Here is a 25,863-nt window from a genome sequence, read left to right as displayed (position 1 = left end):
CGTCCCTCGGCAATCGGACGGCGTCAGTAGCCGTAGCGGCTCTTGAGGTGGCGCCACCAGTCGCGCAGCATCCACTTGTCGAACTCGGTGATCTGCGTCGCGGAGCCGGCGTTCATGATGAAGCAGCACACGCCGGTCGGCGTCCAGTCGTAGAAGTCGTCGAGCCCGAACCCGTGGCCTATCTCGTGCAGGAGGATGTGGATGTTCTCGCTGTCGAGCGCGCCCACGTAATACTCGCTGCCGATCCGCTGGCCCCAGTCGCCGCCCGCGCCGCCGGTCATGCCCGCGGTGAGCCACAGGGACATGTCGTAGTGGTGCGCCGCGCCGCCCGGGCAGCCGGAGTAGTCGCCGTTCTGGTGGAAGAACCGGCCGCAGGGCGGGCTGCACTGCGGCGCGCCCTCGTTGATGTCACCCACGTAGACGTCGACCGAGTTGTCGGTCCACTGCAACTGGCTCCGGTCCCGTACGGCCCAGCCGACGACCTTCACGTTCACGTCCGGATACGGCCAGCCGTTCCAGCCTTCGAGCTGGTCGATCCACTTGTTGAACGAGCGGGCGAGGCTCGCCTGGATGCGGTCGCGCAGGGAGGCCGACACGGTGGCGGAGGAGTCCCACCGGACGCAGTAGTTGATGCTCCCGCGGCCCGCCATGATCTGGTCCCAGATGTAGTTCTTGAACCCGTAGAGGTCGGTGTACGTCGTCTCCTCGTGCCGCCACACCTCGTTGAGCGGGGTGACGAGGTTGGCCGGCGGATTCCAGGCGTTCCCGCCCGGACTCGGCGTGGGTGAGGGGCTGGGCGAGCGGGTCGGCGTGGGTGACGGGGACGGCGAGGGGGTGCGGCTCGGCGTGACGGACGGGCTGGGCGTGCCGCTGGGGGTGGGGGACTGCGCGACGCCGGTGCAGGCCGCGCCGTTGAGGGTGAACGCCGACGGCTTCGGATTGCTCCCCGACCACGTGCCGTTGAAGCCGAGGCTCACCGACGAGCCCCTGGCCAGGGCGGCGTTCCAGTCCAGGCTCTTGGCGGTGACGTTCTGCCCGCTCTGCGACCAGGTCGCCGACCAGCCCTCGGTCACCTTCTGACCACTGCTCGGGAAGGTGAAGCCGAGCGTCCAGCCGTTCACCGGGTCGCCCAGGTTCTGGATGGTGACGGAGGCGGTGAAGCCGCCCCCGCCGGAGCCCGCCGCCCAGTCGTTGGTGCCGTACGTCACCGTGCAGGCGACGGCGGCCCCGGCGGGGGGCGCCGTTCCGAACGCGAGCGTGGTGCCCAGGACGAGGACGGACACCATCCCCAGGAAGAGCCGAGTCGGTCGCATCACCATGTCCTTTTTGGTCGAGGGGAAAGGGGCACGCAACAATAGGCATCGCACGGGATTCCTGGAAAGAGCGCGACCACAGAAGCCGGGAAAACGTGGAACCCGTGTTGTAAATTTCATTTTCCACAGGGACCGGATTTTGTTTCGGCCTCCCGAAAGGAAACGCGGCCGGTGCCGCTAATCGAACGCCGTCGCGGGCGGCGCGACCGCCGGTCGCGCCGCCCGCTGGGAGCCTCAGGAGAGGAAGCTTCCGTACGGGCCGTTGAGAATGGCGTTCTTCTGCGCCTGACTGAAGTGACAGTTCGGGTAGTCGTAGAGGGACGCCGACATGCACGTTCCGTCGGTGGACGTGGCGTCGGGAAGGCCGAACGCGTGGCCCAGTTCGTGCACAATGCCGCCGTACCACCGGTTCATCGGGCCGTTGAGGCCGGCCGCGCCGTCGGCGTCGTGGCCGCTGAGGATCACCCATCCGTTGCCGCCGCCGCCACCCGCGCCGTCGCCTTCGGCGCTGACCTCGCCGACGTTGATCCACCGGCTGTCGGGCGCGCCGAGGCCGAACTTGCGGCGTAGTTCCTCCTGCATGTTGCACACCGCCCACCAGTACTTGTCACCGCACTTGGGGGTGTTCTCGTACCAGCTGCGCGGCTGGTCGCCGTTGACGACCTCGGCGACCGGGCTGTTCAGCGTGAACGTCTTGCCCAGCTCCTGCTTGAAAAAGCGCTGCGCCTCCTGGAGGACCTTGGCCATGCCGTCCGGGTATCGCTGGTCGTACGCCACGTCGGAGGGCTTGAGCCAGAAGACCCGCACCGTACGCGCCGGGGGAGTGGCGGGGGACGGCGACGCGGACGGCGACGGCGACGGTGGCCTGGAGGGTGACGCCGACGGAGACGGTGACTTGGAAGGCGACGCCGACGGGCTCGCGCTGGGGGAGGCGGTCGTCCCGCCCGTGCAGGCGACGCCGTTGAGCGTGAACCCGGCAGGCACCGGGTTGCTGGTGTTGTTCCAGCTGCCGTTGAACCCGAACGAGGTGCTCGCGCCCGTCGCCAGGGAGCCGTTCCAGCCCACGTTGGCGGCGGTCACGGCACTGCCGCTCTGTGTCACGTTCGCGTTCCACGCCTGCCCGACGGTCTGCCCCGCGCCGAAGGTCCAGCGCAGGGTCCAGGCCGAGACCGGATCACCGAGGTTCGTGATCGCGACGTTGGCGCTGAACCCGCCGTTCCACTGCGAACCGACGGTGTAGGTGACCTGGCAGGCGGCCGAGGCGGCGTGTGCCGCGACCGTGGTCCCCGCGGCGGCGCCGGTCAGGCAGGCGGCCAGGGCCAGGGGGGTCAGGACTGCGCGTAATCGCCGTTGCTGCATCTGATGCCTCCATTGCGGACGCCGTTGTTCACGACTTCGCGGTTCGACCGCGACCGCCCGGAAACATCCAGGAATGCGCTCCCGGGCGCGCGGACCACGAAGTTGTGAACGCTAACAACCGCGTACGGTGATGAATGCAAACGGCGCTGTCAATGGCTCGCGCCGAGATTCGCGGAGAACGTGGAAAAACGCGGCCCGCGCATGGAAAGTTTCAGACAGGGCGCCCGGAATTTCCACAGGTCCGAAAAGTTTTCGGCGCTGCGAATACCGGATTCAAGCGACCACGTGTCAGGGGACGAGCCCCGCCGGGGACGACGCGCCAACCGAGCGCCCAATGGATCGGTTCGGCGATGATTCATGGCCGCCGTAAGCGCTCGGCTCGCCTATATGACAGTTCGGCAGGAGAGGGGTGTCGGTCAAGGTGAGCAGGGACCTCCGGCTGCTGCCGGGATTCCTGCTCAACGTGTCCGGCCAGAGCCGTCTGATGATTGATGTAGCTGGCCACCATGAGAAATTGCCAAGACCTGTGGATCGACGCGCGACGCGGTTGGGGCTCATCCAGTGTCCGGCGTCCGGTCACGTCAGGGGTCGCCGTTCTCGAGCCCGTGGCTGTGCGCCCTGCCGGGTGGCGCGGTGGAATTGACGCCAGGCCAGGGTTGTGCCCAAGGCGAGACTGCCGCCGCTGATGAGGAAGACGGTCCGTATGCCCACTGCGGCACCCAGTGAACCGACGAAGGTCATGGCGAGCACGGATATGGCGCCAGGGGTGATCGACATCAGCCCGATGAACCGGCCCATCAGAGCGTTGTCCACCTCTGTCTGGGTCAGGGCCCCGATCCCCGTTTGGATCGTGACGGTGAGCAGGCCGAACACGACGTAGGCGATAAGGAGGGCGGCCACTGTGGTAGCCCATGTCAGCGACGCGATCAAGGCCGCGAGCGTCATCATTCCTGCGATGATCAGGCCGCGCGGCTTGAGGTGTCTGGCGGTTACAGCGGCGAGTGTTCCGCCGACGATGTTGCCTGCGGTGTCGCCGGCTTGGATCACACCGATCCATCCGGTGGAGAGGTGCAGGGTGTCGACGATGTAGGGGGCAAGCAGCACGGCCATCGGGCTGAGCGCGAAGGTGAGTGCACCAAACACCAGGAGTAGCGCGCGGAGAGCGGGCGAGGAGCGGACGGCGCGCATACCGTCGACGATCGCTGTCCAGGTCGTCTGTCGCTGTTCGGGAGGCGGGCTGTGGATGCCTCGGATCGTCGCGATGAGGACGCCCGACAGCGCGAAGGTCGCCGCGTCGATCGTGAAGGCGATCCAGTAGGTGTGCGAACTGGCCACCAGGACGCCGGCGAGGGTCGTGCCGACCAGTTCGTCGATCACCGTGGTGGTCTGGATGAGCGAGTTGGCGCGCACCTGCTCGTCGGCGGGCACGATCATCTGCATCAGGCCGGCGCGTGCGGGGTTGAAGAAGGTGCCCACGCTCGCTTGGAGTAATGCGATGAGATAGAGCGCGGGCAGGGCGGGTGATGCGAGAGTGAGTATCGCGAGGGCGGCCAGCAGGACCGCTCGGGAGGCGTCGGCGACGATCATGGTCCGGCGGCGGTTGTGACGGTCGACATAGACCCCGGAGACCAGGCCGATCACGATGCTGGGCACGGCGATGATGACGGTTAGCCCGCCGACGGCAGCGACCGAGTGGGTCCGTTCGGTGATCAGCAGGATCAGGGTCAGTGTGGTCAGGGCGTCGCCGAGGGTCGAGACGCTGTGCGCTGTCCATAGGGCGAGGAAATGTCGATCCCGGGCGATGGCGGGCACTCGGACAGCAGTGATCATGATGCGCTAGTCCCCCGGTGAGGGGGCGGCGGCGGACGGCGGGTGGTGTGTTGTGATGCCGTGGAGGATGAGGTCGGCCAGCCCGTCGGTGGTGATGCTTGCGATCCCGGTGTCCCAGCTGCCGCCTCGGCCCAGGGCCATCACGACGGCCAGCACGAGCGTGGCCACGTCCTCGACCGGCAGGCGCAACGCGTCCGCGTCGGGTTCGAAGACGGCGGCAACTGCGGCGTGCAGGCTGGCGTAGGAGGAGTTCCGACTCTCAGACAGCCGGTCCCGTTCCTCCTCCGACATGGACTCGTGGCTTCGTGGCCGGGCCGCCCCGGCCAGGCGTACCGCGTTCGCGACCGCCCCGGTCCGCTCTCCTTGTGCGCGAATGGTCTCGATGACCGCGACCAGACGCTCCGGCAGGGGCGTCGTCGGCTCGATCGCCTCCAACGCCTGCACGACGTGGCCCGGATCGGAGACGTGGGCAAGGCAGGCCGCCAGCAATTCGTTCTTGTCCGTGAACGCTCGGAAGATCGTCGGCTCACTGATCCCTGCGGCGCGCGCGATCTGCAGCGTCGTCACGGATGGCCCGATCTCCACCAGCAGCGGGATGGCTGCCTGAACCACCATCGCTCGCCGTTCCTCGACACTGCGCCGTGGCGCCCGTTTCCGCGATGCCTCATCTGAACTCACACCGCAATGGTATGTAGTGAGTACTCACTACGCAACTGTGCTCGCGCTCCCGGCGGGCTATCGGGAGGAGGTCCGCGCCTGGCTGCTTGTCCTGCTGGAGGGCGACGAGCGCGCCCGGCCACGGTCACACGCGACGCTGTATGCCTACTTCGGGCGCGTCCGACCGCATCTGCTCGCCTGGGCCCCCACCCGCGCCCGCCTCCGCGAGGTCACCGAGGACGACGTGTCCGCCGTGTTGCACGCTCTGACCGGGGCACCTGCTGGCCGGCACCTTCACCTCGCTACGGTCACTGTTCCAGTTCGCCAAACGCCGCCGCCTGATCTTCGCCGACCCGACCCGCCGGCTCAGCGCCGGACAAGCACCACGGCGCGCGTTCCTGTCGATGACCGACGAACAGATCACCGCGGTCAAGCACGTCGCGGCGACACCAGGCCAGCGGCTGGTCATCGCCCTGGCCGCCGTCTACGCCGCCCGCGCCAAGGCGATCCGCGAGCTCACCCTCGACGAGATCGACCCGGCCCGCCGGCGCCTCACGATCGGCGGACACCGGCAGCATCTGACGGAGTTCGTGCACAGCACGCTGGTCGCCTGGCTCAGATACCGCCACCGCAGGTGGCCCCACGCACTGTCGATCAGAAGCGAAAGACCGGTGGGTTCCCCGTGGAGACCTTCAGCGTCGCTGAACACGAGGCGTTCAGCAAAGCAAGATATGCATAAACCATGCTTACGACTCTCCTGGGCGGCGGGAGTCGTACGATCGGGCGCGGTCGTGCAATAGGTAGCCGAGCAGGTCGGCTGCTATTCGTCGGGGTCGGCGATCTCGATGACGTGCAGGGGGCTGTCCAGAGCGTGGGACGGCTGCTGCCATTTGTCGCTGTCCAGGGTGAGGATCGGGCAGACCGACACGTCCGCGATGGCGGCGGCGTGGGCGTCATAGATGTCGAGCCCGGTGATGGACATCGTGTCGACAAGCTTGGCGGATTGGGCGATGCCGTCCAGCGGGGCGACAATAGCGTGCTCGAACGCGGCCAGGCCGGCGAGCAGTGCCTGGGCGTCCGGCGTGCCGCGGCCGTCGAGGAGCGCCCCGGCGGCGGCCAGCGCGGGGACGATGAGCGGTTGCCTTGCCCGGTCGAAGTCCTGCAGGAGGCCGATCAGGTCGGCGTCTCCGCGGGCGACGTCGGCGAGAACGCTGGTGTCGAGGATGTACGGAGTGGCAGTGAAATCACTCACCTGGTGCCGCCGGGAACCCGTGTTCGGCGAGCTGGCGGTTGACGTGTCGCATCATGCGAGCCACCCGCGCCGGGTCGGCCTGCCGGGCGCGTTCGCGCAGCAGGGCAAGTGCACGCTGGTCAGTGATGCGCTTTTCCGCGATGGCGTCGTTGAAGACGGCGGCCACGCTGGTGGCCTTGCCGGTGGCGACGAGATGCTCGGCATATTCGAGGACGTCGGGGTCCACGGTGATGGTTATCCGCGCCTTCCGGTCTCCGCTCATACCCGGAATCATACTCAGGCTCTTTCGAGTGCTGCATGGCAACGACCATGAGGTTGGCCGCGTAAGGCAGGCGGAGGGACGGAGCCTGAGCGTGCGCCGGTGTGTCGCGCGTGTACCGGTCGGCGAGGATCCAGTCGATGAACAGGTCCCAGTCGCCTGGCGGCGGACATCGGGATGGCCTTGCCGCGGCGGCCCGGTCCGAACTACGAGGAGAACCGCGCGTTCACCTCCGTCATCTACGGCTGGCGGCTTTGACGGCGCTGCAGCCAGGCGGCGCGCTACCTGCAAGCAGGAGGAAACTCCGACGAGCCTTGGGTCCCGCCATCGCCCACGGCCCGGGCATCCTGAACCGCGCCGAGTTTCGTGGAGGCCGGGTTAGCTGGCTGGGGTGAGGATATCCGGGTCGATCTGTGTTGGGTAGCGGGTCTCGAATTCGGCTGGTGGGGGGTCGTTGCAGGCGCTGTGGAGTCGGCGGTTGTTGTACCAGTCGACCCATTCCATGGTGGCGATCTCGACGTCGTCCAGGCCGTTCCAGGGCCGGCGCCGGTGGATCAGGTCGGTCTTGTACAGCCCGATGATGCTTTCGGCTAGGGCGTTGTCGTACCTGTCCCCACGGGAGCCGACCGAGCAGACCGCGCCGGCGTCGGCGAGGCGTTCGGTGTAGTCGTCGCCGCGTCGCCAGATGGCCATCTCCAGGGCGTCCAGTACGCAGGTGATCGGCTAGACGCCAGCCGACGATCATGCGCGAGTACGCGTTGATAACCAGCGCCGGGTAGACGAACCCCGACGCGGTGGGATGTAGGTCAGGTCGGCGACTCACAGCCGGTTCGGGGCGGAGACGGTGAAGTCGCGCTTGACCAGATCGGCGGGCCGCTCGGTGAGGGCTTCGGCGATCGTGGTGGGCCGCTTGTGGTCGCCGCGGACCGCACCGTGCAACCCCAGGCGCTTCATCAGCCGGGCCACGGTGCACCGGGCCACGCGGGTGCCGATGAAGGCGACTACCTGGGCGGGACGCCTACCAGGTGACCGGCATCGTGGTCAGGCCGTGCACGACGGTGAAGGAGCGGAACAGGGGCTCGCCCGCCGGCCGCAGGCCCGGGAACCGGCGCAGCAGGGCGGGGAACGCGATCCGCATCTCCATGCGGGCCAGGGGAGCGCCGAGACAGTGATGGATGCCGTGTCCGAATGCGACGTGCCCGATGACATCGCGGCGGATGTCCAGGTCGTCCGGGTTCGAGACCAGCCCCGGGTCGCGGTTGGCGGCGGGAAGGGAGCAGATCACGGTCTCGCCGGGGCCGAGGGTCCGACCACCCAGCCGGACCTCGGTCGTGGTCATCTTGACCGTGCCGGAATGCACGATGCTCAGCCACCGCAGCAGTTCCTCGATGGCGGCGTCCACGCGGTCCGGCTCGTCGCGCAGCAGCGTGAGCTGGCCGGGGTGCCGCAGCAGGGCGAGTGTGCCCAAAGACAGCATGTTGGCCGTGGTCTCGTGCCCGGCGAGCAGCAGCAGGCTGCCGATGCCGGAGAGTTCGGCGTCGCTCAACTCATCGCCGTGGTCGCGTACGAGCATCCCGAGCAGGTCCTCACCGGGATCCTTCCGGATCGTCTTGATCAGGCCTGCGATGTACGCCCGGGCCTCCGACGCCGCGGCCGCGCGTTCGTCCGGAGACAGGGACACGTCCAGGATCCGCTTGGACGTGTCCTGGAAGCCGGCCCGGTCGGCGTACGGCACGCCCAGCAGTTCGCAGATCACCAGGGAGGGAACCGGGAGGGCGAAATCCGTCACCAGATCGGCGGGCGGTCCGCCGCGCTCCATGGCGTCCAGATGGTCGTCGACGATCTGCTGGACTCTGGGCTCCAGCCGGCGCATCCGGCGGACGGTGAACTGGGGCGTGAGCATCCGGCGCAGCCGGGTGTGCTCGGGCGGGTCGGAGCCGAGCAGGTTGCCGGCGCGCATCTCGGCGACCTCCTCCGCGCTGGGCGGCGGGGCGCCGGGCGGCCGGAGCGGAGGCACGAGCGCGTTGCTGTACAGCTCGGGATGGCTCAGCACCGTACGGACATCCTCGAACCTGGTGACCAGCCAGGCGTCGGTGCCGAACACGGTGCGGATCCGGGAGACCCCCTCGTCGTTCCGCAGTGCGGAGAGCTCGGGGGCGGGATGGAATCCGTCCCGTCGCATGTGCAGGGGCGGGGACATGTCGCGCACGCGACCTCCTCGGGTCACCGGCAGTCTGATGATCGCCTTGCCACAATCCGACGATAACCGTCCAATGCCCGCCGTGGACGGTTGTGGGGCGACTCTGGCGGTGACGTACGCGGCCGGACCGCGGGATGCCGCTCTCGACGACGACGGATCCGTGCGGCGTCAGGCCCGGCCAGGCGGCGGCGTCCGATGCGTCCGGCCGTCACCTGGTCAGGCGAACCGCCCGAGGGCGGCGGTGTAGATCTCGACGGCCTCCTCGATCCGGTGGACCAGGCAGTACTCGTCGGTGACGTGCGCCTGCTCGGGCTCACCCGGGCCGCAGATGACCGTGGGCGCACCGCCGCAGGCGGCGGCGAGAACCGAGGCGTCGGTGAAGTAGCTGGCCGCCGGCCGGTCGCCGGGCGCGCCCGCCCCCGCCTCGACCAGGGCCCGTACGAAGGGGTCGTCCGGGTCCGTCCAGATCGCGGGCAGGTCCACGAGCACGTCGAGGGTCGCCTCGTCACCGAGCACGGCCTGCAACCGCTCGCGGAGCCGTCCGTGGTCCTGGCCGGCGACGGTGCGCAGGTCGATGGTCGCGGCGGCCAGGTCGGGCACGGAGTTCACGTTGATCCCGCCGCGCACCGTTCCCACGTTCACCGTGGACGGGCCGAGCCAGGGGTGGTCCGGCACCCCGGTGTCGAACGTCTCGACGGCGCCGATCACGCGGGCGAGCTTGTAGATCGCGTTGTCGCCCAGATGCGGCATCGAACCGTGCGCCGTCGTGCCTCGCGTGGTGGCCTCCAGCCAGAGCGCGCCCTTGTGCCCGAGCAGCACCCGGTTGGCGGTCGCTCGGCCACCAGCAGGGCGCGCGACCGGCCCACCAGGCCCTCGGCCACCATGCCGGCCGCGCCCTCGCAGCCGGTCTCCTCGCCCACGGTGAAGACCATCTCCAGGGCGACCTTCGGCCCGGTGCGGCGCACGTGCCGCTCGGCGGCGATCACCAGCGCGGCGACGCCGGCCTTCATGTCGCTCGAACCACGCCCGTACAGGCGGTCGCCGTCGATCTCCGCGCCGTGCGGCGCGTGCCGCCACGCCTGCCCGCCCAGCGGCACCGTGTCGAGGTGCCCGGTCAGCGTCACCGGCTCGCCCGTCCCCCAGCGGGCGACCAGCCCGGTGCGGCCGGGCGCGTGCTCGTGCGCGCGCACCGCGAAACCGGCGTCCGACAGCCGTCTCGCGAGCGGGCCGGCCACCGCGGCCTCGCCCCCGCCCACCGAGTCGATCCTGATCAGCTCGCGTGCCAGTTCGACCGCCTCGTTCACGCGGACTCCTTCCCTCACCTACTCTGCGACGCCGGCCGCCACCGGTCGGCTGGTCTGCCGTACGACGAGCCGGGGAGCGATGGCGATGCGCTGCGCGGGCCGGGGGTCGCCGGCCTTGACCTGCCCGAGCAGGCGTACGGCCTCCGCCGCCATCTCCTCCACCGGCTGGCGCACGGTGCTGAGCGGCGGGTCGCACATCGTCGCGTGTCCCACGTCGTCGAACCCGACCACCGCCACGTCCTCGGGGACGCGCGCCCCGCCGAACCGCAGCGACCGCACCAGGCCCACCGCGATCTCGTCGTTCGCGCAGACGACCGCGTCCGGCAGCCGGCCGGCGTCGAGCAGCCTGCGCCCGGCCTCGACGCCCCATTCGAGGGTGAACTCGCCGAGCAGCGGCGGCAGGACCTCCACGCCGGCCCGAGCGGCGGTGCGTTCGAACCCGCTGAGCCGCAACCGGGCGGAGGAGCTCTCCAGGCGGCTGCCCGCGAAGACCACGGAGCGGGCCCCGCCCGCGATCACGTGCTCGACCGCGAGGGCCAGCCCGGCCTCGTCGTCCACGCCCACCCAGTCGGCCCCGCCGCCCTCGATGTAGCGGTCGACCTGCACCAGCGGCACCCGGCGGGCCGCGTCCAGCACCGCGGGGACGCTGGCCTCGATGTCGCACGGGCTGATGATCAGCCCGTCCACGCGCCGGGCCAGCAGGGTCTCCAGCCTCCGGGCCTCGACCTGGGGACTGTACTGTGACGCGCACAGCAGCAGGTCGGTGCCGGAGTTCTGCAGCTCACGCTCCACGGCCTCGACGATCGTGGTGAAGAACGGGTTGCCGATGCCCGGGACGACCATGCCGATGGTGCCGGTGGTCTGGTCGCGCAGCGCCTTGGCGACCGCGTTCGGCTGGTAACCGAGTTCGGCGGCGGCGCGCGCCACCCGCTCGGCGATCTCGGGCGTGACCTTGCGCCGCCCCGAGAGGGCACGGGAGGCCGAGGCCACGGAGACGCCGGCCGCTCGTGCCACGTCGTGAATCGTCACGCCCATCGTGTAATCGATTTCCCTTGATCTTTGCCAACGATCGACCTTCTCGACCATCGCGACGCCAGGATCACACGGAACGATAGAGGTTCTGTGAGGAAAACGCACCCTTGACGGTGCTTTTTTAGGCCCACTAGCATGCCCGAAACTCGGGTAATCGATTACCCAATCGATCTCACTCCTTCCCGGCCCCCCCGAAAGGCTCCATCTCTCATGGCGCGATCCACGAGGCTCATCCGCCTGACAGCGGCGACGACGATCCTGGCCACCGGCCTGCTGGCGGCGGCCTGTGGCGGTTCGGACGACTCCGGCTCTTCCGGAGGCTCCGGCGGAGACCGGCCGCGGGTCGGGCTCGTCCAGATCAACCAGCAGGCGATCTTCTTCAACGAGATGAACGCCGGCGCGCAGCAGGCGGCGAAGGAGGCGAACGTCGATCTCACGATCTTCAACGCCAACGACGACCCGGCCAAGCAGAACGAGGCCATCGACAACTTCGTCCAGCAGCAGTTCGACGCGGTCATCGTGGTCGCCATCGACGTCGAGGGCATCAAGCCCGCCGTGAAGATCGCCAAGGACGCCGGGCTGAAGGTCGTCGCCGTGGACGCGATCGTCGACTCGCCCGCCGTGGACACCCAGGTGGGCGTGGACAACGCGGCGGCGGCCAAGCAGGCGGGCGACTTCGTCAACAAGTGGGCCCAGGCGCAGGGCGTGACCGCGCCGAAGATCGGCGTGGTGGGCGCCCTGAACTCCTTCATCCAGAACATCCGCAAGGACGACTTCAACAAGACCGTCGAGGCCGCGGGCGCCAAGATCGTGCAGACCGTCGACGGGCAGAACAAGCAGGAGGCCGCGATGACGGCCGCGGAGAACCTGCTCACCTCCCGCTCCGACATGAACATCGTGTACGCCACGGGCGAGCCGGCCCTGCTCGGCACGGTCGCCGCGGTGAAGTCGCAGAACGCGGCCGACCGGGTCAAGGTTTTCGGCTGGGACCTGACCAAGGAGGCCATCAACGGCATCGACGAGGGGTTCGTCGCCGGTGTGGTCCAGCAGGACCCGAAGACCGAGGGCTACGAGGCCGTCAAGGAGGCCAAGGCCCTGGTCGGCGGCGCCCAGGCGAAGAAGAAGATCGACGTGCCCGTGACGATCGTGACCAAGGACAACGTCGACCCGTACCGCGCCACGTTCAAGTGAGCGGCGAAGGGACTCGCATGACGGACCAAGAGGCGGGTCGCGTTGACCGGGTGGTCATGCGCGACATCCGCAAGCGCTACGGAATGGTCGACGCGCTGCGTGGCGTGACGCTGCGCGTCGGCCCTGGAGAGGTGGTGGGGCTCGTCGGCGACAACGCGGCCGGCAAGTCCACCCTCATGAAGGTGCTGGCCGGCGCCGTCGTGCCGGACTCCGGCGAGATCGTCTTCGACGGCCGGCCGGTCGCCTTCGCCAGCCCCAGGGATGCCCGCGAGCTGGGCATCGAGATGGTCTACCAGGACCTCGCGCTCTGCGACGACATCGACGTCGCCGGGAACCTGTTCCTCGGCAGGGAGCCGCGCAAGGCCGGCGGGATGATGCTCGACGTACGCAAGATGCACGCGGACGCCCGTCGCCACCTGGACGCCCTGAACATCCGGATCCCGCTGACGGACATCCCCGTCGGAGGGCTGTCCGGCGGGCAGCGGCAGGCGGTGGCCATCGCCCGGGCGGTGACCTTCGGGCCCAAGCTGCTCATCCTCGACGAGCCGACGGCGGCGCTCGCCGTCGCCGAGGTCGAGACCGTCCTCGAACTGATCAAGACCGTCTCGGCCCAGGGCGTCTCGGTGATCCTCATCACGCACCGTCTGCAGGACCTCTTCCGGGTCTGCGACCGGCTGTGCGTCATGTACGAGGGCACGCTCAGGGCCGACCTGGACGCCCAGAACACGAGCCTCGAACGGCTCGTGTCCGAGATCGTCGCCCACGACGAGGGAGAGAAGGAGGGGAGGCGACGGTGACCGTCACCAGCCAGCGGGTCGTCACCACCAGGTCGGCCCGGGCCAACGCCCACATCGGCCGGCACGCGCAGACGATCGCGATCGCGGTCGTGCTGGTGGTCCTGCTGATCTTCTTCGCGTTCTCCGCCGACCGGTTCGCCACGACGGGCAACCTGCTCAACCTGTTGCGGCAGATCGCCCCCACGCTGGTCGTCGCGACCGCGATGACCTTCGTGATCAGCACCTCCGGCATCGACCTGTCGGTCGGCTCCACCGTCGCGCTGTCCGGGTCGCTGCTCGCGATCGTGCTGCAGCACGGGTGGAACCCCACCCTCGCCCTGGTCGCGATCCTCGCGCTCGGCGCGCTGATCGGGTTCGTGAACGGATGGTTCTCCTCCTACCAGAACATCCCGCCGTTCATCGTCACGCTCGCGATGCTGTCGATCATGCGGGGTACGGCGCTGCGCGCCACCGAGGGCTACTCGACCCCCATCGACGGCGACCTCTGGATCGTCCAGATCGGCCAGGGCCGCATCGCCGGGGTGCCCGTCCCGGCCATCCTCGCCGTGGTCGTCGCGCTCGTCGGCTGGCTCGTCCTCACCCGGACGCCGTTCGGCCGCTACGTCATCGGCCTCGGCTCCAACGGCGAGTCGCTGCGCCGCACCGGTGTGAACACGCGCAAGGTCGGGCTGACCGTCTACGTGCTCACCGGTCTGGCGGCGGCGGTCGCGGGCGTGCTGATCGCCACCCGCCTCAGCTCCGGCTCGTCCAACGCCGGCAGCGGCTTCGAGCTGGAGGTCATCACGGCCGTCGTGCTCGGCGGCACCAGCCTCTTCGGCGGCCGGGCGAGCATGCTCGGCACGATCCTCGGCGCGCTCACGCTCGGCGTGATCGCCAACGGCCTGGTGCTGCTCCACGTCTCGCCGTTCTACGTGCAGATCGTCCAGGGCGGCATCCTGCTGCTGGCCATCTTCGCCAACAGCAAGGTGTGGGCGAAGTTCGGAGCGATACGGAAATGACGTCCTCAGCCCGGCCCGCGGCCGTGACGACCGTGCTCGGCCCGGTGTCCGCAGACGACCTCGGGATCACGCTCTGCCACGAGCACCTGCGCAACGACGGCGCCCGCGCCTGGCACCCCGCGCCCGAGGGCGACGCCGAGGGCGAGCTGATCGCCCGCGACCCCGTGCGGACGGAGTTCCTCGGCAGGCTCCGCCACGACCCGTACCTCTCCCGCGACAACGTGTCGCTGGACGACACGGGGACCGCGATCGAGGAGGTGCGCAGGTTCGCCGAGCGCGGCGGGCGCACGCTGCTCGAGGTGACCCCCGAGGGGATCGGGCGGGCGCCCGCCGAGCTGGTCGCGATCGCCCGCGCCACCGGGCTGAACATCGTCATGGGCTGCGGCTTCTACCTGGAGAAGACCCATCCGGCCCGGGTCCGCTCGATGACCGCGGCGGACGTCGCCGACGAGATCGAGCGCGACCTGACCGAAGGCGTCGGCGGGGGCGTGGACGGCGTCCGCGCGGGTGTGATCGGCGAGATCGGCGTCTCGCCGGACTTCACCGCCGAGGAGGAGAAGGTGCTGCGCGGCGCGGCCCGGGCGCAGGCCCGCACCGGCGTGCCGCTCTCGGTCCACCTCCCCGGCTGGGTGCGGCACGGCCACCGCGTGCTCGACGTCATCGCCGAGGAGGGCGGCCTGCTCGCCGGGACCGTGCTCTCGCACCTCAACCCCAGCGGGGCGGACCGCGACTACCAGGTGTCCTCGCCCTGCGCGGGGCCTACCTCGGCTACGACATGTGCGGCATGGACTACCTCTACCCGGGCGAGGGCCAGTCCCCGTGCGACGAGGAGAACGCCGCCGCGGTGGCGTGGCTGGTCCGCGCCGGGCTCGGACCCCGGGTGCTGCTCTCCCAGGACGTGTTCCTGAAGACCATGCTCGTCCGCTACGGCGGCAACGGCTACGCCCACATCCTCACGCACTTCGTCCCGCGCCTGCAGCGGCACGGGCTGACCGCCGACGACACCACCCGGCTGCTCGCGGACAACCCGCGCGAACTCTTCCTCGCCGCCGCGCGCGGCCACTGATCACACACACAGACAGAAGGAGACGATTTCCATGACCCGCGTGCTGGTCGCCGGCGAATCGTGGGTGAGCCAGTCGACCCACTACAAGGGCTTCGACGCGTTCACCACGACCACCTACCACACCGGAATCGATCCGCTGCGGGACGTCCTGGTGGCCGACGGCATCGAGGTCGACCACCTGCCCGCGCACGACGTGCCCGCGTTGTTCCCCGGCACGCCCGAGGCGCTGGCCGCCTACGACGTGATCGTGCTGTCCGACATCGGGGCCAACAGCATCCTGCTGCACCCGGCCACCTGGCTGGCCAGCGAGAAGACCGTCAACCGGATCGACCTGCTGGCCGACTGGGTGGAGCAGGGCGGCGGCCTCGCCATGGCCGGCGGCTACCTGAGCTTCCAGGGCTTCGAGGCCAAGGCCGCGTTCGCGGGCACGGCGGTCGAACGGGTGCTCCCCGCCCGGATCTCCCGCTACGACGACCGCGTCGAGACCCCGCAGGGCGTGCCCGGCCTGCTCGCCGACGACGCGCACCCCATCGTGGCCGGACTTCCCGCCCAGTGGCCCGACCTGCTCGGTTACAACCGGTTCGCGCTGCCCGAGGACGCGACGCTGCTCGCGACCGTCGGCGGCGACCCCCTGCTCGCCGTACGGCAGGCCGGGGCGGGCCGCACGCTCGCCTGGGCCTCCGACATCGCGCCGCACTGGTGCCCGGACGAGTTCGTCTCCTGGGACGGCTACCGCACCCTGTTCACGCGGGCGGTCCGCTGGCTCGCGAAGGAGATCTGACATGTCGATCCCGGTGATCCTCGACTGCGACCCCGGGCACGACGACGCCATGGCCATCCTGCTCGCGGTGGCCCATCCGGCGATCGACCTGCGCGCGGTCGCGACGGTCGCGGGGAACCAGACGGTGGAGAAGACCGCGCTCAACGCGCGGCGGATGCTGAGCCTGGCCGGCGTCACCGACGTGCCGGTCGCCGCCGGCTGCGACCGCCCCCTCACGGCGCCGCTGGAGATCGGCGACTACGTGCACGGGGAGAGCGGCCTGGACGGCCCGGCGTTCGGGGAGCCGAGCGTCCCGCTCGACCCCCGCCACGGCGTGGACCTCATCCACGACACGCTGGCGGCCGCCGCGGAGCCGGTGACCGTGGTGGCCATCGGCCCGCTGACGAACATCGCCACGCTGCTCCGCCGTCACCCGGAGGACCGCGAGCGGATCAGGGAAGTCGTGATCATGGGTGGCTCCACGGATCGCGGCAACCACACGCCGTACGCGGAGTTCAACGTGTACGCCGATCCGGAGGCGGCGGCGGAGGTGCTGGGCAGCGGCGTGCCGACGACGTGGGTCGGGCTCAACGTCAGCCATCAGGCGCTGGTGACCGCCGACGTGCTCGCCAGGATCGAGGCGCTCGGCACCCCGCTCGCCCGCGTCTGCGTGGAACTGCTCACGTTCTTCGGGTCCACCTACCACGAGACGTGGGGGTTCCCCGCGCCGCCGCTGCACGACCCGATCACGGTGGCGTACCTGATCGATCCCACGGTCCTGGCGTACGAGCGGGTGGGCCTGCGGATCGAGCTGGACGGCCGGCACACCCGGGGGGCGACCGTGGCCGACCTGCACCGTCGCATGGACTGGGAGCCCAACGCGAACGTCGGCATCGGGCTGGACCGCGACCGGTTCTGGGACCTCATGATCGGCGCCATCGAGACGCTCGGCCGGCCCTCCTGAGCGTCGTCGTAGCACCAACAGCCTGAAACAGGAGAAACGTCATGGAACCGAAAGGTGTCGTCGTCGTCGGGAGCATCTCCGCGGATGTCACCGCCTTCACCCGCCGCCTCCCGCGCCGGGGAGAGACCGTTCTCGGCGACGACGTCACCTTGGTCCTCGGAGGGAAGGGCGCGAACCAGGCGGTCGCCGCCGCCCGTGCGGGAGCGCCCACCTGGCTGGTCGGCTGCGTCGGCAGGGATCCGTTCGGCGAGATCGTCTCGTCGGCGCTGCGCTCCCACGGCGTGGCGCTGACGGAGGTCCGCTCCGTCGGCGACCGGACGGGCGTCGCGCACATCAGGGTGGACGCGTCGGGCGAGAACGACATCGTCATGACCCCTCTCGCCAACGCCGACCTCAGCGCCGAAATGGTGGACGAGAGCATCCGGGCCGTGCGCGACAGGGCGAGCGTGCTTCTCCTCCAGCTCGAGATCCCCGTCGAGGTCGCCTGCCACGCGGCCGAGGCGGGCGCGCGGGCCGGGCTGACCGTGGTGCTCGACCCCCGCGCCCGCGCAGCCGCTGCCCGACCGGGTGTGGCCGCACGTCGCCGTCGTCACTCCGAACGAGAGCGAGGCCGCCGCCCTGACCGGGGTGGAGGTCGTCGACGTCGCGTCCGCCGCGCGGGCCGCGGCCTGGTTCCTCGACCGCGGCGTGGGGCACGCGCTCATCACGCTCGGATCGGCCGGCGCCCTGTCGGTCACCCCTGAGGGCACCCGGCACTTCCCCGCCTACCCGGTCACCCCCGTGGACACCACCGCCGCGGGCGACGCCTTCACCGGCTCCCTGGGCGCGGCCCTCGCGGCGGGCCTCGACACCGCCACGGCCATCCGCAGGGGGATGGCCGCCGGAGCCCTGGCGACGACGCTGCCCGGCGCCAGCCCCTCGCTGCCCGACCGGAAGGCGGTGGACGAACTGCTCGACGCCGTGGCTGAGGGAGCCGCCCGCTGAGGCGCCCCGGTCGCGAGACCCGGCGGCGGCAGGTGTCCGCTGTCGGTGGCGGCCGCTACCGTGTCGCCACGCCCGCGCGTCGGCACGGTCGTCGCGCGGGTCCAGGCGGCGCTCATGCTGGTCGTCTACGGCACCGCCCCGCTCGCCTTCGCGGTGGACATGGGCATCGACCGGAACTGCCTCGGGATGTGGAGCGCAACCGGTGATCCGATGTTCTTCCTGTACACCGACATCGCGCCCACGCTGGCCGCGCTGTGCGTGCTGGCGGCCGTCCGGACTCCCCGCCACCGGTTCCGCCGGCTGGCCGCCTCCAGAACGACTGGACGAGGGTCGCCATGGGGGAGCACGCCTTCCTCTGCACTGCCCGTTCCGGCGGGCAGTTCGCCGGCGTTTCGGACCACGACCTGCTCGCGTACGGGCGCGCGGGATGCCGTGCGTATCGGGGCCGCCTGGAGGACGCCTACCTCATCGCGCCCATCTGCCCCCGCGCAGCCGCCGGGGGAGGACGGCCTGCTGCGGGAGGCGCAGAAGAACGGCCTGGTGGCCGCCGGGCCGGGACATCTGATCGTCCTCAGCCACTCGGACTTCGACATCTGCTTCACCGTGGAGACGTACCGGCGGCGGCCCCCGCTGGAGCTGAAGGGGTGGGACAAGGTCGTGGAGGTCGGCTACGAGAGCACGACCGGGCAGGTCCGGCTCATGGACCCCATGGCCGGGCAGGACGACCTGCCCAACCTCGCGTTCCGGGGCAAGGGCCGTTACCGGATCCGGGTGCACTACCGCAGGCCCGATTACGACGCCTGGACACCTCAGCACATCCTCCTGATGGTCTATCCCGGCAGAGCCCGCCCGCCGGTCGAATACCGCAGAAGCCCCCGATAGCGATTTTTTGTTTGGGCCCCTGAACAGGGCTGTCGAACAATCACGCGCCACGTAGATCTGGGTCTCGTAGTCCAGCGGGCGACGGTGAGAGCGATACCCCTCCCACTCGCGTCCGATGGCGATCGTGCCGGCGGCAGGCTGCGGCCGGCGAGACGAGAGGAGTGGCAACAAGCATGCGCACGTCAGGAAACCTGGGGCTGGCGCTGGCCGTGAGCGCCGCCGTCATCACTCTGTCCACTGCCGCGTCGGCTCATGCGGCGCCCACGGCCTCAACGGCGGCGGCGTCGCCCACCATCGTTCTGGGGGCGGCATCGGCTGCGGCGGGCTCCTCGGCGGCCCTGGACCTCCAGGGCGAGAGGGCAGCGGCGGCCCGCCGCCAGGACGGATGCCACATGACCGGGGCGAAATCCTACGTCTGTGTCAACGTCAAGAGGAGTGGCAAGTACATCAAGGAGGCCTGGGTCAACAGGGGCAATGCCGGCCAGATCTGCGACTACAGGGGCACCGTGACCGTGTACGACGGCCGGGGCAGGATCCTCTACCAGAAGCGCAGCCGCAACCACCCGGGGTGTTCCTACCTGCGGGCCTCGGTCGGCGGCACCGTGAAGAGGAGCTTCCCCTCGGGTCGCAAGGTGTGTGGTTCCTGGTGGCAGGGCGGCAGCGTCAACGGCAGGTGGGAGCGGGTGGGCACCGCCTGCGTCAAGATGTAGCTCCGACGCTCCGGCGACAGCTCGGACCGCTCGTGACGTGCCGGGGACACAGCGCGCGAGGAGGCGGTCACGAACGAAGGGCGCGGGACCACGGTGTTCACGTGGTCCCGCGGTCCCTGCCGGGCGGCGGCGGGTGTCCCCGGGCCGCCGTCGCCCGGTGGGCGTCCCCTGGTCGCCGCCGGAGACGCGGTCTCCGCCGTGCCAGGTCCCCTCAGGCGGCCGTGCTGAGAACGGGACTCCCGGCTGTCGCGGACTGCGTTTGTGGAAGTTTCTTGACATAGGTAGTTTCATTCCTTGAGCGATCTTCGTCGTCCAGCGAGTGGAGCGCCTGAACAGTGGGTCGTAGAGAAAGACCGGTGGACCCTGCGGAGGGACCTGTTCAGGGCTTCGCCCACGCACTACGGAAACTGCGCCAGGAGGCCGGTGGGATCACCTATCGCGCCATGGCGAAACGCGTGGGCTATTCGGTCACCACCCTGTCGCAGGCGGCGGCCGGCGAACGCCTGGCCTCGCTGCCGGTCGTCCTCGCCTACGTGGAAGCGTGCGGCGGCGACCTGGCGGAATGGGAGACCCGCTGGCGGGATGTGGCCGCGGAACTGGCGCGTGAGATGAGGGAAGACGACGAGGCCGAGGCTCCGTACCCGGGACTGGCCTCCTACGACGTGCGGGACGCCGCCCGTTTCTTCGGGCGCGAACGGCTTGTCCACGTCGTGCTCGACCTGCTGGAACGGCATCGCTTCGTGGCGGTCTTCGGACCGTCAGGCAGTGGCAAGTCGTCCCTGCTGCGCGCAGGGGTGGTGCCCGCCCTGCGGGCGTCGCCGCCAGGGCCGCCGCCCGAGATATCCGTCATCACCCCGGGCGACCACCCCATGCGCCATGCCGACCTGCTGCTCCCGCGCGAGTCCGGGGATTCGCTCGTGGTGGTGGATCAGTTCGAGGAGGTGTTCGCCCTCTGCCACGACCGGCGCGAGCGTGCGGAGTTCCTGGACCTACTGCTGAGCTCAAGACGTCCGGAGAGTGCGCTCCGGGTGGTCGCGGCCGTCCGGGCGGATTTCTACGGGCGCTGCGCGGAGCATCGCGAACTCGCCGAATCCCTGCGCGAGGCCGGTCTGCTGGTCGGCGCGATGACCAGGGACGAACTGCGAGAGGCGATCGTACGGCCGGCCATGGCCGAAGGCCTCGTGGTTGAACGCGCGTTGACGGCCGCGATCGTCGCAGACGTCGCCGACGAGCCCGGGGCGCTGCCTCTGATGTCGCACGCGTTGCGGGAGACCTGGCGGCGCCGCCGGGGCAAGACGCTGACGCTGGAGGCCTACGAGAGCGTCGGCAGGGTGCAGGGGGCCATCAGTCACACCGCCGAGGAGCTCTACGCCCGCCTCTCGCCGGCCCAGGCCACGATCGCGCGGCGCGTGCTGCTCAGGCTGATCAACCCCGGCGAGCTGACCGAGGACACCCGCCGTCCGGTTTCCCGCGCCGAGCTGGATCCCCTGGGCGACCCCGACACGGGGGTCGTCATCGAGCTGCTGGCCCGGGCCCGCCTGCTGACGCTTCACCAGGACACCGTGGAGCTCACGCATGAGGCGCTCATCGGCTCCTGGCCGCGGCTGCGCGGCTGGGTCGACGAGGGCCGCGATCGCCTGCGCGCACATCGGCAACTGACCCAGGCGGCCGCGCTCTGGGCCGAGCACGCCCGCGATGCCGGCGCGCTGTACCGGGGTGCGCGCCTGACCGTCGCGGAGAACCTGTTCGCCGAGGAACACCGGGACGATCTCACGCCTCTGGAGCACGACTTCCTCCTGGCGAGCGCCGCCCGCGCCCGTCGTGCCTCCCGCCTGCGCGCCGGTGTCGCCGCGGCTCTCGCCGTGCTGCTGGTCGTCGCCGTCGTCGCCTCGATCGACGCCGTACGGCAGGCCGCCTCGCGGAGCGGCGCCTGGAGGAGACGACGGCCCGGCTGGTGGCGCAGCGTGCCGCCGCCTCGCGTCCGGCCGATCCCGTCCTGGCCCGACGGCTGAGCCTCGCGGCCTGGCGGATCTCCCGCGTCTCGGAGGCCAAGGGGGAGCTGCTCGACTCGATGTCGAGTCCGATGTCCGACTCGTTCGCCGACCCGTACGGAACGCAAGGGTCGCTCTACGCGCTCAGCCCGGACGGCGCCCGACTGGCGTCCTACACTCCCCGAGGAGCAGGCGAGCGGGGCGATCTGCGCATCCATGACGTCGCGGGGAAGAAGCTGATCGCCGGTGTGCGCTGGGAGAACCAGGTCACGGGGCTCGCTTTCAGCCCCGACTCGCGAACCATGGCGGTGGCCGACCTGTCCGGAGTATGGCTGTGGCCGGTCCATGGCGAGCCACGGCGCGGCTCCCCGCTCATCCCCTGGACGGAGCCGCAACGGCCCGTCACACTCACGTTCAGCCCTGGCGGCCGTTTCATCACCGTTGTGGGGGAGGACGTCACGGAGACCTGGGACGTCGAGAGGCGCGTCCGGGTGCTGTCGGAGGAGGTCGTCCAAGTCGGCCCGGACGACCGGCTCGCCCTGGTCATCCCCTGGCAGGTCCGTGCCGTGACCGCCGAGATGACATCGGGCTCCCGGAAGTCCGGACCGCGCGCCCGCCGCGTCGAGCTGTGGGACCTCGTCCGGGGCGGACGTGTCGACGCACCCTGGTTGCCCGCCAGGGCGACCACCGGCGCGTTCAGCCCGGACGGCAGGCTGCTCGCCCTGGCCACCGACGAGAAGGGCGTCGTGTTGTTCGACCTTGCGACCGGCAAGGCTGGGGGGGAACCGCTGGATCCGTCCGCCGAGGGGCTGGAGTTCAGCGCCGACGGCCGCTTCCTCGCCGCCTACAGCGAGGGGCGGGTGAGCCTGTGGAGTGTGCGCGACGGCACGCGCCGGGTGAGCGTCACGCTCCCGCCCACGGGCCCCGACCTGCTCCATCGGCTCTCCTCCGGCGGGCGCCTCCTACGGGTGGCGGACTCGTCGGGGACGGTGCACACCTACGATCTGTCCCCGCACATGGGGTCCGGAACGCTCGCTCCGGGGACGGAGGCGCGGCGCTTCAGCCCGGACGGCCGTTTGATCGCGGTGGCGACAGGCAAGCGGGACGGGTGGAAGGTCTGGATCTGGGACGTCGCCACCCGGAAACCTCTCGGCGCCGCCGAGCCGGACGATCCTCCTGAGAACGCCAGTCCAGAGGGGGAAGGGTACGAGCCGGTTTTCAGTCCGGACGGGCGCACACTAGCGCTCACACACCCGATGTCGAGGGTGGTGACGTTGTGGGACGTCGCGACGAACGCCCGCATCGGTGCTTTCGAACTGAGGTGGCGGGGGGCCGGCGGGGTGTCCAGACTGGTCTTCTCTTCCGATGGGCGGACCGTGGCGGTCACCCCCAACTCCGCTGACGATCGGGACGACGTCACCGAACTCGAACTGTGGGATTTGGCGACCCGCACATGGCGCAGGTCCTTCCCGATGGAAGCCGCGGACCTGAGCTTCCTGCCCGATGGGCGGCTACTGGCCCTGAAGCGATCCACCGACCCCCGCCGGCCCCTCGAAGGCGGGCAGCGGTACTGGACCCCGCCACGGGGAAGGTCTCGCCGTACGAGACCGACGCCCGCGTCCCGGGCCAGGTGCTCTTCTCGGGAGACACGGCCGTGACCGGTGACGTCTCCGGCCGGGTGACCTTCTGGAACGCCGGATTACGCGAGCGGCTCGCCCCACCGCGGATCGCGCACGCCTCGTCCGTCACGGCTCTCGTGCCCTATCCGCCGGGCGGCATGTTCGCCTCCGTCTCTGCTGACGAGATCAGCCTGTGGGAGTGGCACGGCTACCGGCGGCTCGGTTCCGACATCGAACTCACTTCCGACCTCGTTCCCATCGTGGCGTTCAACCGGACCTCGCTGCTCATCTCCTATCCCGATGGCAGGCTGGTGGAGATCACGGTCGACCCGGACGCGGCCGCCGGGGCGATCTGTGCCAGGAACGGCGCTCTGTCCCCTGCCCAGTGGCGCATCCACATTCCGGAACTGCCGTATATGGACACCTGTGCCGTACGCGGCGGGTGATCTTCGTCGTCGCGGGCACGTGCGCCGCGACGACTGCCGGATGGAGACATCGAGGCCGCTGACGCCGCTCTGTGCGAGTGCGCTGCAGAGGCGGCCGTGACCGTCCGGCGGGTTCATCTCCCCACCGGCCGCGGTTCTCCGGACGTGAGCCCGGGGCGGCCGGTGTCGGCGGCGGAGAAGGGACCATGCAAGAGCGCGCGAAGCAGTCGTGCGAGAGCGCGCAGAGCAGGGGTGTGAGAGCGGGCCGAGGAGTTGTGCGAGAGCACGGAAAGGAGTCGTGCAAGAGCAGGCAAAGCCGCCTTCGGGCCGCACGCGGCGGGCGTTAGCGTCTCGCCGACCCGTCGCGCCGCGCCGCTCCCGCGCGCGTACGCGGCCGGTCGTCGTGATCGTACGGGGGGCCGGCCGGGCACAGCCCGCCGCGACGAAGGGGCAGGCGTGAGACGAGCGCGTGGAACCGGTGCCGTGACCGTGGCGCTGGCGATCATCGGAGGTTTCGCCCTCGCCGGTTGTGCGGCGGAGCGGCCCGCGCCGCGTGCCGCGTCACCCGCGGCCGTGCGGTCGCGGGTCGCGAGCACCTCGCCGGCGTCCGTTTCGCCGTCACCGTCCGCCTCGATCGAGGCGAGGGGCCGGGACCAGGTCGACATCTACGCGGCCGACCGGCCGGGGATGCTCAGCCCCGTCGTGAGGGGTTTCCGCTCCCTCGTGTACGTGCCCAACAGCGAGAGCGGCACGGTGGACGTCATCGACCCGGAGACGTACCGGATCGTGCGGCACTTCACGGTCGGGGCGCTGCCCCAGCACGTGGTGCCGTCCTGGGACCTCAAGACGCTGTGGGTGAACAACAACCGGGGCAACTCGCTGACCCCCATCGACCCCCGCACCGGCAAGCCCGGCCGTCCGGTGCCGGTGGAGGACCCCTACAACCTGTACTTCTCGCCCGACGGCAAGTACGCGCTGGTCATGGCGGAGCGGAACAACCAGCTCGACCTGCGCGACCCGCACAGCATGAAGCTGCTGCGCTCGCTGTCGCTGCCCTGCCGGGGCATCAACCACGGCGACTTCACCGCCGACGGCTCGGTGTTCCTCGCGAGCTGCGAGTTCAGCGGCGACCTGGTCGTGCTCGACTGGCGTACGCCGAGCGTGATCCGGCACATCCACCTGGGCCACATGAGCATGCCGCAGGACGTGAAGCTGTCGCCCGACGGCACCGTCTTCTACGTCGCCGACATGGAACGGCACGGGGTGTGGCTGGTGGACGCGGCGACGTACAAGGTCATGCGGTTCCTGCCGACCGGCCGGGGCGCGCACGGCCTGTACGTGAGCCGCGACTCGCGCCGTCTGTACGTGTCCAACCGAGGCGAGGGGTCGGTGTCGGTCGTGTCGTTCCGGAAGCGGAAGGTGGTGGACGTCTGGCGGATCCCCGGCGGCGGCTCGCCCGACATGGGCGGCGTGTCGGCCGACGGCACCAAGCTGTGGCTCAGCGGCCGCTACCACGGCGTCGTCTACGTCTTCGACACCCGGGACGGCAAGGTCGTCCGCACCATCCCCGTCGGCGCCGGGCCGCACGGGCTGTGCGTGTACCCCCAGCCGGGCCGCTACTCACTCGGCCACACGGGCATCTTCCGGTGACGCACTGATCTCGTTCGCAGGATGCTCTATCGGATGCCGAACCGATACGGGAATGGCGAATCGGTATCAAAGGTCATCAATATGATCGATACCGATCATGTCCCCCCGTTCCAGGAGCATCCCTGTGCGTACCCGATCTCTGCTGGCGGCCGCAGCGGTGGCCGCCGGCGTGGTCGCCGCGTCCCAGCCCGCCTACGCGGCGGGCCCGGCCGTACGAATCACCAAGATCTACTACGACTCGCCCGGCTCGCCGGACTTCGGCGCGAACAGCAGCCTGAACGGCGAGTACGTGCAGATCAAGAACACGACGAAGAAGGCCGTCAGCCTCAAGGGCTGGACCGTACGCGACGACACGAAGCGATCGGACCACGTCTACACGTTCGGCCCGTTCACTCTCGGAGCCGGGAAGACGGTCACCCTGCGGACCGGCCGGGGGAAGGACACCGCCACCACCCTCTACTGGGGCAGGAGCGGGGGGACGCTCGCCTACATCTGGAACCAGACCAAGGACAAGGCGTACCTGCGGAACGCCTCCGGCGCGCTGGTCGACTCCTGCGCGTACAACTCGTCGCGGCAGGACTACAAGATCTGCTGACCTCGACCGGCCGCCCCCCGGCGAG

Annotated in this window: 27 protein-coding genes and 2 pseudogenes; 16 read left to right on the top strand and 13 right to left on the bottom strand. The window is 70.2% G+C overall.

Annotation, left to right across the window (positions count from 1 at the left end; all coding sequences use genetic code 11):
- Nucleotides 1-23: 23 nt before the first annotated feature.
- The 13 genes from B1L11_RS13870 to B1L11_RS13820 form a co-directional block, all read right to left on the bottom strand.
- Entirely contained in the window at nucleotides 24-1,313 is a 1,290-nt protein-coding gene (locus B1L11_RS13870) for a cellulose-binding domain-containing protein (RefSeq protein WP_256862519.1), read from the bottom strand.
- A gap of 234 nt (nucleotides 1,314-1,547) precedes the next feature.
- Entirely contained in the window at nucleotides 1,548-2,672 is a 1,125-nt protein-coding gene (locus B1L11_RS13865; RefSeq protein WP_079314851.1) for a cellulose-binding domain-containing protein, read from the bottom strand.
- A gap of 576 nt (nucleotides 2,673-3,248) precedes the next feature.
- On the bottom strand, nucleotides 3,249-4,502 hold the full coding sequence (locus tag B1L11_RS13860) for an MFS transporter (RefSeq protein WP_079314850.1): 1,254 nt from the start codon (nucleotides 4,500-4,502) through the stop codon (nucleotides 3,249-3,251).
- A gap of 6 nt (nucleotides 4,503-4,508) precedes the next feature.
- A complete protein-coding gene (locus B1L11_RS13855) occupies nucleotides 4,509-5,117 on the bottom strand; it encodes a TetR/AcrR family transcriptional regulator (protein WP_079314849.1) in 609 nt (202 codons plus the stop codon).
- Between the two features lie 350 nt (nucleotides 5,118-5,467).
- Nucleotides 5,468-5,755, bottom strand: coding sequence for a hypothetical protein (locus B1L11_RS13850; protein ID WP_143737245.1), 288 nt, complete (start codon nucleotides 5,753-5,755; stop codon nucleotides 5,468-5,470).
- A gap of 224 nt (nucleotides 5,756-5,979) precedes the next feature.
- Entirely contained in the window at nucleotides 5,980-6,411 is a 432-nt protein-coding gene (locus B1L11_RS13845; RefSeq protein ID WP_079314847.1) for a hypothetical protein, read from the bottom strand.
- Complete coding sequence (locus B1L11_RS13840; protein ID WP_079314846.1) at nucleotides 6,404-6,673, bottom strand: hypothetical protein; 270 nt, start codon at nucleotides 6,671-6,673, stop codon at nucleotides 6,404-6,406. The genes B1L11_RS13845 and B1L11_RS13840 overlap by 8 nt, the downstream gene beginning before the upstream one ends.
- Nucleotides 6,674-7,048: 375 nt before the next feature.
- The gene (locus B1L11_RS54780; protein WP_079314845.1) at nucleotides 7,049-7,363 is read right to left on the bottom strand and encodes an integrase core domain-containing protein; all 315 of its coding nucleotides are present in this window, start codon (nucleotides 7,361-7,363) and stop codon (nucleotides 7,049-7,051) included.
- A gap of 126 nt (nucleotides 7,364-7,489) precedes the next feature.
- Nucleotides 7,490-7,651, bottom strand: coding sequence for a hypothetical protein (locus B1L11_RS54775; protein WP_179155134.1), 162 nt, complete (start codon nucleotides 7,649-7,651; stop codon nucleotides 7,490-7,492).
- Nucleotides 7,652-7,688: 37 nt separating this feature from the next.
- The gene (locus tag B1L11_RS13830; RefSeq protein WP_079314890.1) at nucleotides 7,689-8,870 is read right to left on the bottom strand and encodes a cytochrome P450; all 1,182 of its coding nucleotides are present in this window, start codon (nucleotides 8,868-8,870) and stop codon (nucleotides 7,689-7,691) included.
- Nucleotides 8,871-9,086: 216 nt separating this feature from the next.
- On the bottom strand, nucleotides 9,087-9,689 hold the full coding sequence (locus B1L11_RS50705; protein WP_256862518.1) for a M20/M25/M40 family metallo-hydrolase: 603 nt from the start codon (nucleotides 9,687-9,689) through the stop codon (nucleotides 9,087-9,089).
- Nucleotides 9,575-10,174, bottom strand: a complete 600-nt coding sequence (locus B1L11_RS50700) for a M20 family metallopeptidase (protein ID WP_256862517.1) — start codon at nucleotides 10,172-10,174, stop codon at nucleotides 9,575-9,577. The genes B1L11_RS50705 and B1L11_RS50700 overlap by 115 nt, the downstream gene beginning before the upstream one ends.
- Nucleotides 10,175-10,192: 18 nt before the next feature.
- Nucleotides 10,193-11,209: a LacI family DNA-binding transcriptional regulator gene (locus tag B1L11_RS13820; RefSeq protein WP_079314844.1), complete on the bottom strand. Its 1,017-nt coding sequence runs from the start codon at nucleotides 11,207-11,209 to the stop codon at nucleotides 10,193-10,195.
- 207 nt (nucleotides 11,210-11,416) lie between these two features.
- Between B1L11_RS13820 and B1L11_RS13815 the strand changes: the two genes are divergently transcribed.
- The 16 genes and pseudogenes from B1L11_RS13815 to B1L11_RS13750 all read left to right on the top strand — a co-directional run bounded on the left by B1L11_RS13815 (nucleotide 11,417) and on the right by B1L11_RS13750 (nucleotide 25,838).
- Complete coding sequence (locus B1L11_RS13815; protein ID WP_079314843.1) at nucleotides 11,417-12,397, top strand: substrate-binding domain-containing protein; 981 nt, start codon at nucleotides 11,417-11,419, stop codon at nucleotides 12,395-12,397.
- A 17-nt stretch (nucleotides 12,398-12,414) separates the two neighbouring features.
- A complete protein-coding gene (locus B1L11_RS13810) occupies nucleotides 12,415-13,194 on the top strand; it encodes an ATP-binding cassette domain-containing protein (protein ID WP_079314842.1) in 780 nt (259 codons plus the stop codon).
- Nucleotides 13,191-14,192 (top strand): ABC transporter permease, encoded by a 1,002-nt coding sequence (locus B1L11_RS13805; RefSeq protein ID WP_079314841.1) that lies wholly within the window; start codon nucleotides 13,191-13,193, stop codon nucleotides 14,190-14,192. Before B1L11_RS13810 ends, B1L11_RS13805 begins: the two co-directional genes overlap by 4 nt.
- Nucleotides 14,189-14,860 (top strand): annotated as a pseudogene (locus tag B1L11_RS50695) (phosphotriesterase-related protein); the annotation flags it as partial. The gene B1L11_RS13805 and the pseudogene B1L11_RS50695, both read left to right, overlap by 4 nt.
- 107 nt (nucleotides 14,861-14,967) lie before the next feature.
- Nucleotides 14,968-15,258, top strand: coding sequence for a hypothetical protein (locus tag B1L11_RS50690; RefSeq protein ID WP_306291653.1), 291 nt, complete (start codon nucleotides 14,968-14,970; stop codon nucleotides 15,256-15,258).
- A gap of 31 nt (nucleotides 15,259-15,289) precedes the next feature.
- Nucleotides 15,290-16,039, top strand: a complete 750-nt coding sequence (locus tag B1L11_RS13795; RefSeq protein WP_079314840.1) for a glutamine amidotransferase — start codon at nucleotides 15,290-15,292, stop codon at nucleotides 16,037-16,039.
- A 1-nt stretch (nucleotide 16,040) separates the two neighbouring features.
- Nucleotides 16,041-16,982 carry a nucleoside hydrolase gene (locus B1L11_RS13790; protein WP_079314839.1) on the top strand — a complete coding sequence of 314 codons (942 nt, stop codon included), beginning with the start codon at nucleotides 16,041-16,043 and terminating at the stop codon, nucleotides 16,980-16,982.
- 41 nt (nucleotides 16,983-17,023) lie between these two features.
- Nucleotides 17,024-17,470, top strand: a pseudogene (locus B1L11_RS50685) (PfkB family carbohydrate kinase); the annotation flags it as partial.
- A 79-nt stretch (nucleotides 17,471-17,549) separates the two neighbouring features.
- Nucleotides 17,550-17,966 (top strand): PfkB family carbohydrate kinase, encoded by a 417-nt coding sequence (locus B1L11_RS48230; protein ID WP_256862515.1) that lies wholly within the window; start codon nucleotides 17,550-17,552, stop codon nucleotides 17,964-17,966.
- A 45-nt stretch (nucleotides 17,967-18,011) separates the two neighbouring features.
- Nucleotides 18,012-18,848, top strand: coding sequence for a hypothetical protein (locus B1L11_RS13780; protein WP_079314838.1), 837 nt, complete (start codon nucleotides 18,012-18,014; stop codon nucleotides 18,846-18,848).
- Nucleotides 18,849-19,021: 173 nt separating this feature from the next.
- Nucleotides 19,022-19,558 carry a hypothetical protein gene (locus B1L11_RS13775; protein WP_079314837.1) on the top strand — a complete coding sequence of 179 codons (537 nt, stop codon included), beginning with the start codon at nucleotides 19,022-19,024 and terminating at the stop codon, nucleotides 19,556-19,558.
- A gap of 335 nt (nucleotides 19,559-19,893) precedes the next feature.
- Nucleotides 19,894-21,570: a helix-turn-helix domain-containing protein gene (locus B1L11_RS13770; RefSeq protein WP_306291652.1), complete on the top strand. Its 1,677-nt coding sequence runs from the start codon at nucleotides 19,894-19,896 to the stop codon at nucleotides 21,568-21,570.
- Entirely contained in the window at nucleotides 21,513-23,207 is a 1,695-nt protein-coding gene (locus B1L11_RS13765; RefSeq protein WP_079314835.1) for a WD40 repeat domain-containing protein, read from the top strand. The genes B1L11_RS13770 and B1L11_RS13765 overlap by 58 nt, the downstream gene beginning before the upstream one ends.
- Complete coding sequence (locus B1L11_RS13760) at nucleotides 23,204-23,614, top strand: hypothetical protein (protein ID WP_143737244.1); 411 nt, start codon at nucleotides 23,204-23,206, stop codon at nucleotides 23,612-23,614. The genes B1L11_RS13765 and B1L11_RS13760 overlap by 4 nt, the downstream gene beginning before the upstream one ends.
- Nucleotides 23,615-24,049: 435 nt before the next feature.
- Nucleotides 24,050-25,243 (top strand): hypothetical protein, encoded by a 1,194-nt coding sequence (locus B1L11_RS13755; RefSeq protein WP_079314833.1) that lies wholly within the window; start codon nucleotides 24,050-24,052, stop codon nucleotides 25,241-25,243.
- 124 nt (nucleotides 25,244-25,367) lie between these two features.
- Complete coding sequence (locus tag B1L11_RS13750; protein ID WP_256862514.1) at nucleotides 25,368-25,838, top strand: lamin tail domain-containing protein; 471 nt, start codon at nucleotides 25,368-25,370, stop codon at nucleotides 25,836-25,838.
- Nucleotides 25,839-25,863: the final 25 nt, after the last annotated feature.

The sequence above is a fragment of the Microbispora sp. GKU 823 genome (assembly GCF_002027145.1).
Taxonomy (GTDB): Bacteria; Actinomycetota; Actinomycetes; order Streptosporangiales; family Streptosporangiaceae; genus Microbispora; species Microbispora siamensis.
The sequence above is the reverse complement of the archived record's forward strand: the minus strand, read 5'-3'. Positions and strand labels throughout refer to the sequence as shown.

Excerpts from the sequence above, each read along its gene's own strand:
- B1L11_RS13815 (WP_079314843.1), top strand. The coding sequence starts at position 11,417 with ATGGCGCGATCCACGAGGCTCATCCGCCTGACAGCGGCGACGACGATC.
- B1L11_RS13820 (WP_079314844.1), bottom strand. The coding sequence starts at position 11,209 with ATGGGCGTGACGATTCACGACGTGGCACGAGCGGCCGGCGTCTCCGTG.
- B1L11_RS13840 (WP_079314846.1), bottom strand. The coding sequence starts at position 6,673 with ATGAGCGGAGACCGGAAGGCGCGGATAACCATCACCGTGGACCCCGAC.
- B1L11_RS13775 (WP_079314837.1), top strand. The coding sequence starts at position 19,022 with ATGCGCACGTCAGGAAACCTGGGGCTGGCGCTGGCCGTGAGCGCCGCC.
- B1L11_RS13790 (WP_079314839.1), top strand. The coding sequence starts at position 16,041 with ATGTCGATCCCGGTGATCCTCGACTGCGACCCCGGGCACGACGACGCC.
- B1L11_RS13855 (WP_079314849.1), bottom strand. The coding sequence starts at position 5,117 with ATGGTGGTTCAGGCAGCCATCCCGCTGCTGGTGGAGATCGGGCCATCC.
- B1L11_RS13810 (WP_079314842.1), top strand. The coding sequence starts at position 12,415 with ATGACGGACCAAGAGGCGGGTCGCGTTGACCGGGTGGTCATGCGCGAC.
- B1L11_RS50690 (WP_306291653.1), top strand. The coding sequence starts at position 14,968 with ATGTGCGGCATGGACTACCTCTACCCGGGCGAGGGCCAGTCCCCGTGC.
- B1L11_RS13870 (WP_256862519.1), bottom strand. The coding sequence starts at position 1,313 with ATGCGACCGACTCGGCTCTTCCTGGGGATGGTGTCCGTCCTCGTCCTG.
- B1L11_RS13795 (WP_079314840.1), top strand. The coding sequence starts at position 15,290 with ATGACCCGCGTGCTGGTCGCCGGCGAATCGTGGGTGAGCCAGTCGACC.
- B1L11_RS13865 (WP_079314851.1), bottom strand. The coding sequence starts at position 2,672 with ATGCAGCAACGGCGATTACGCGCAGTCCTGACCCCCCTGGCCCTGGCC.
- B1L11_RS13860 (WP_079314850.1), bottom strand. The coding sequence starts at position 4,502 with ATGATCACTGCTGTCCGAGTGCCCGCCATCGCCCGGGATCGACATTTC.
- B1L11_RS54780 (WP_079314845.1), bottom strand. The coding sequence starts at position 7,363 with ATGGCCATCTGGCGACGCGGCGACGACTACACCGAACGCCTCGCCGAC.
- B1L11_RS13830 (WP_079314890.1), bottom strand. The coding sequence starts at position 8,870 with ATGTCCCCGCCCCTGCACATGCGACGGGACGGATTCCATCCCGCCCCC.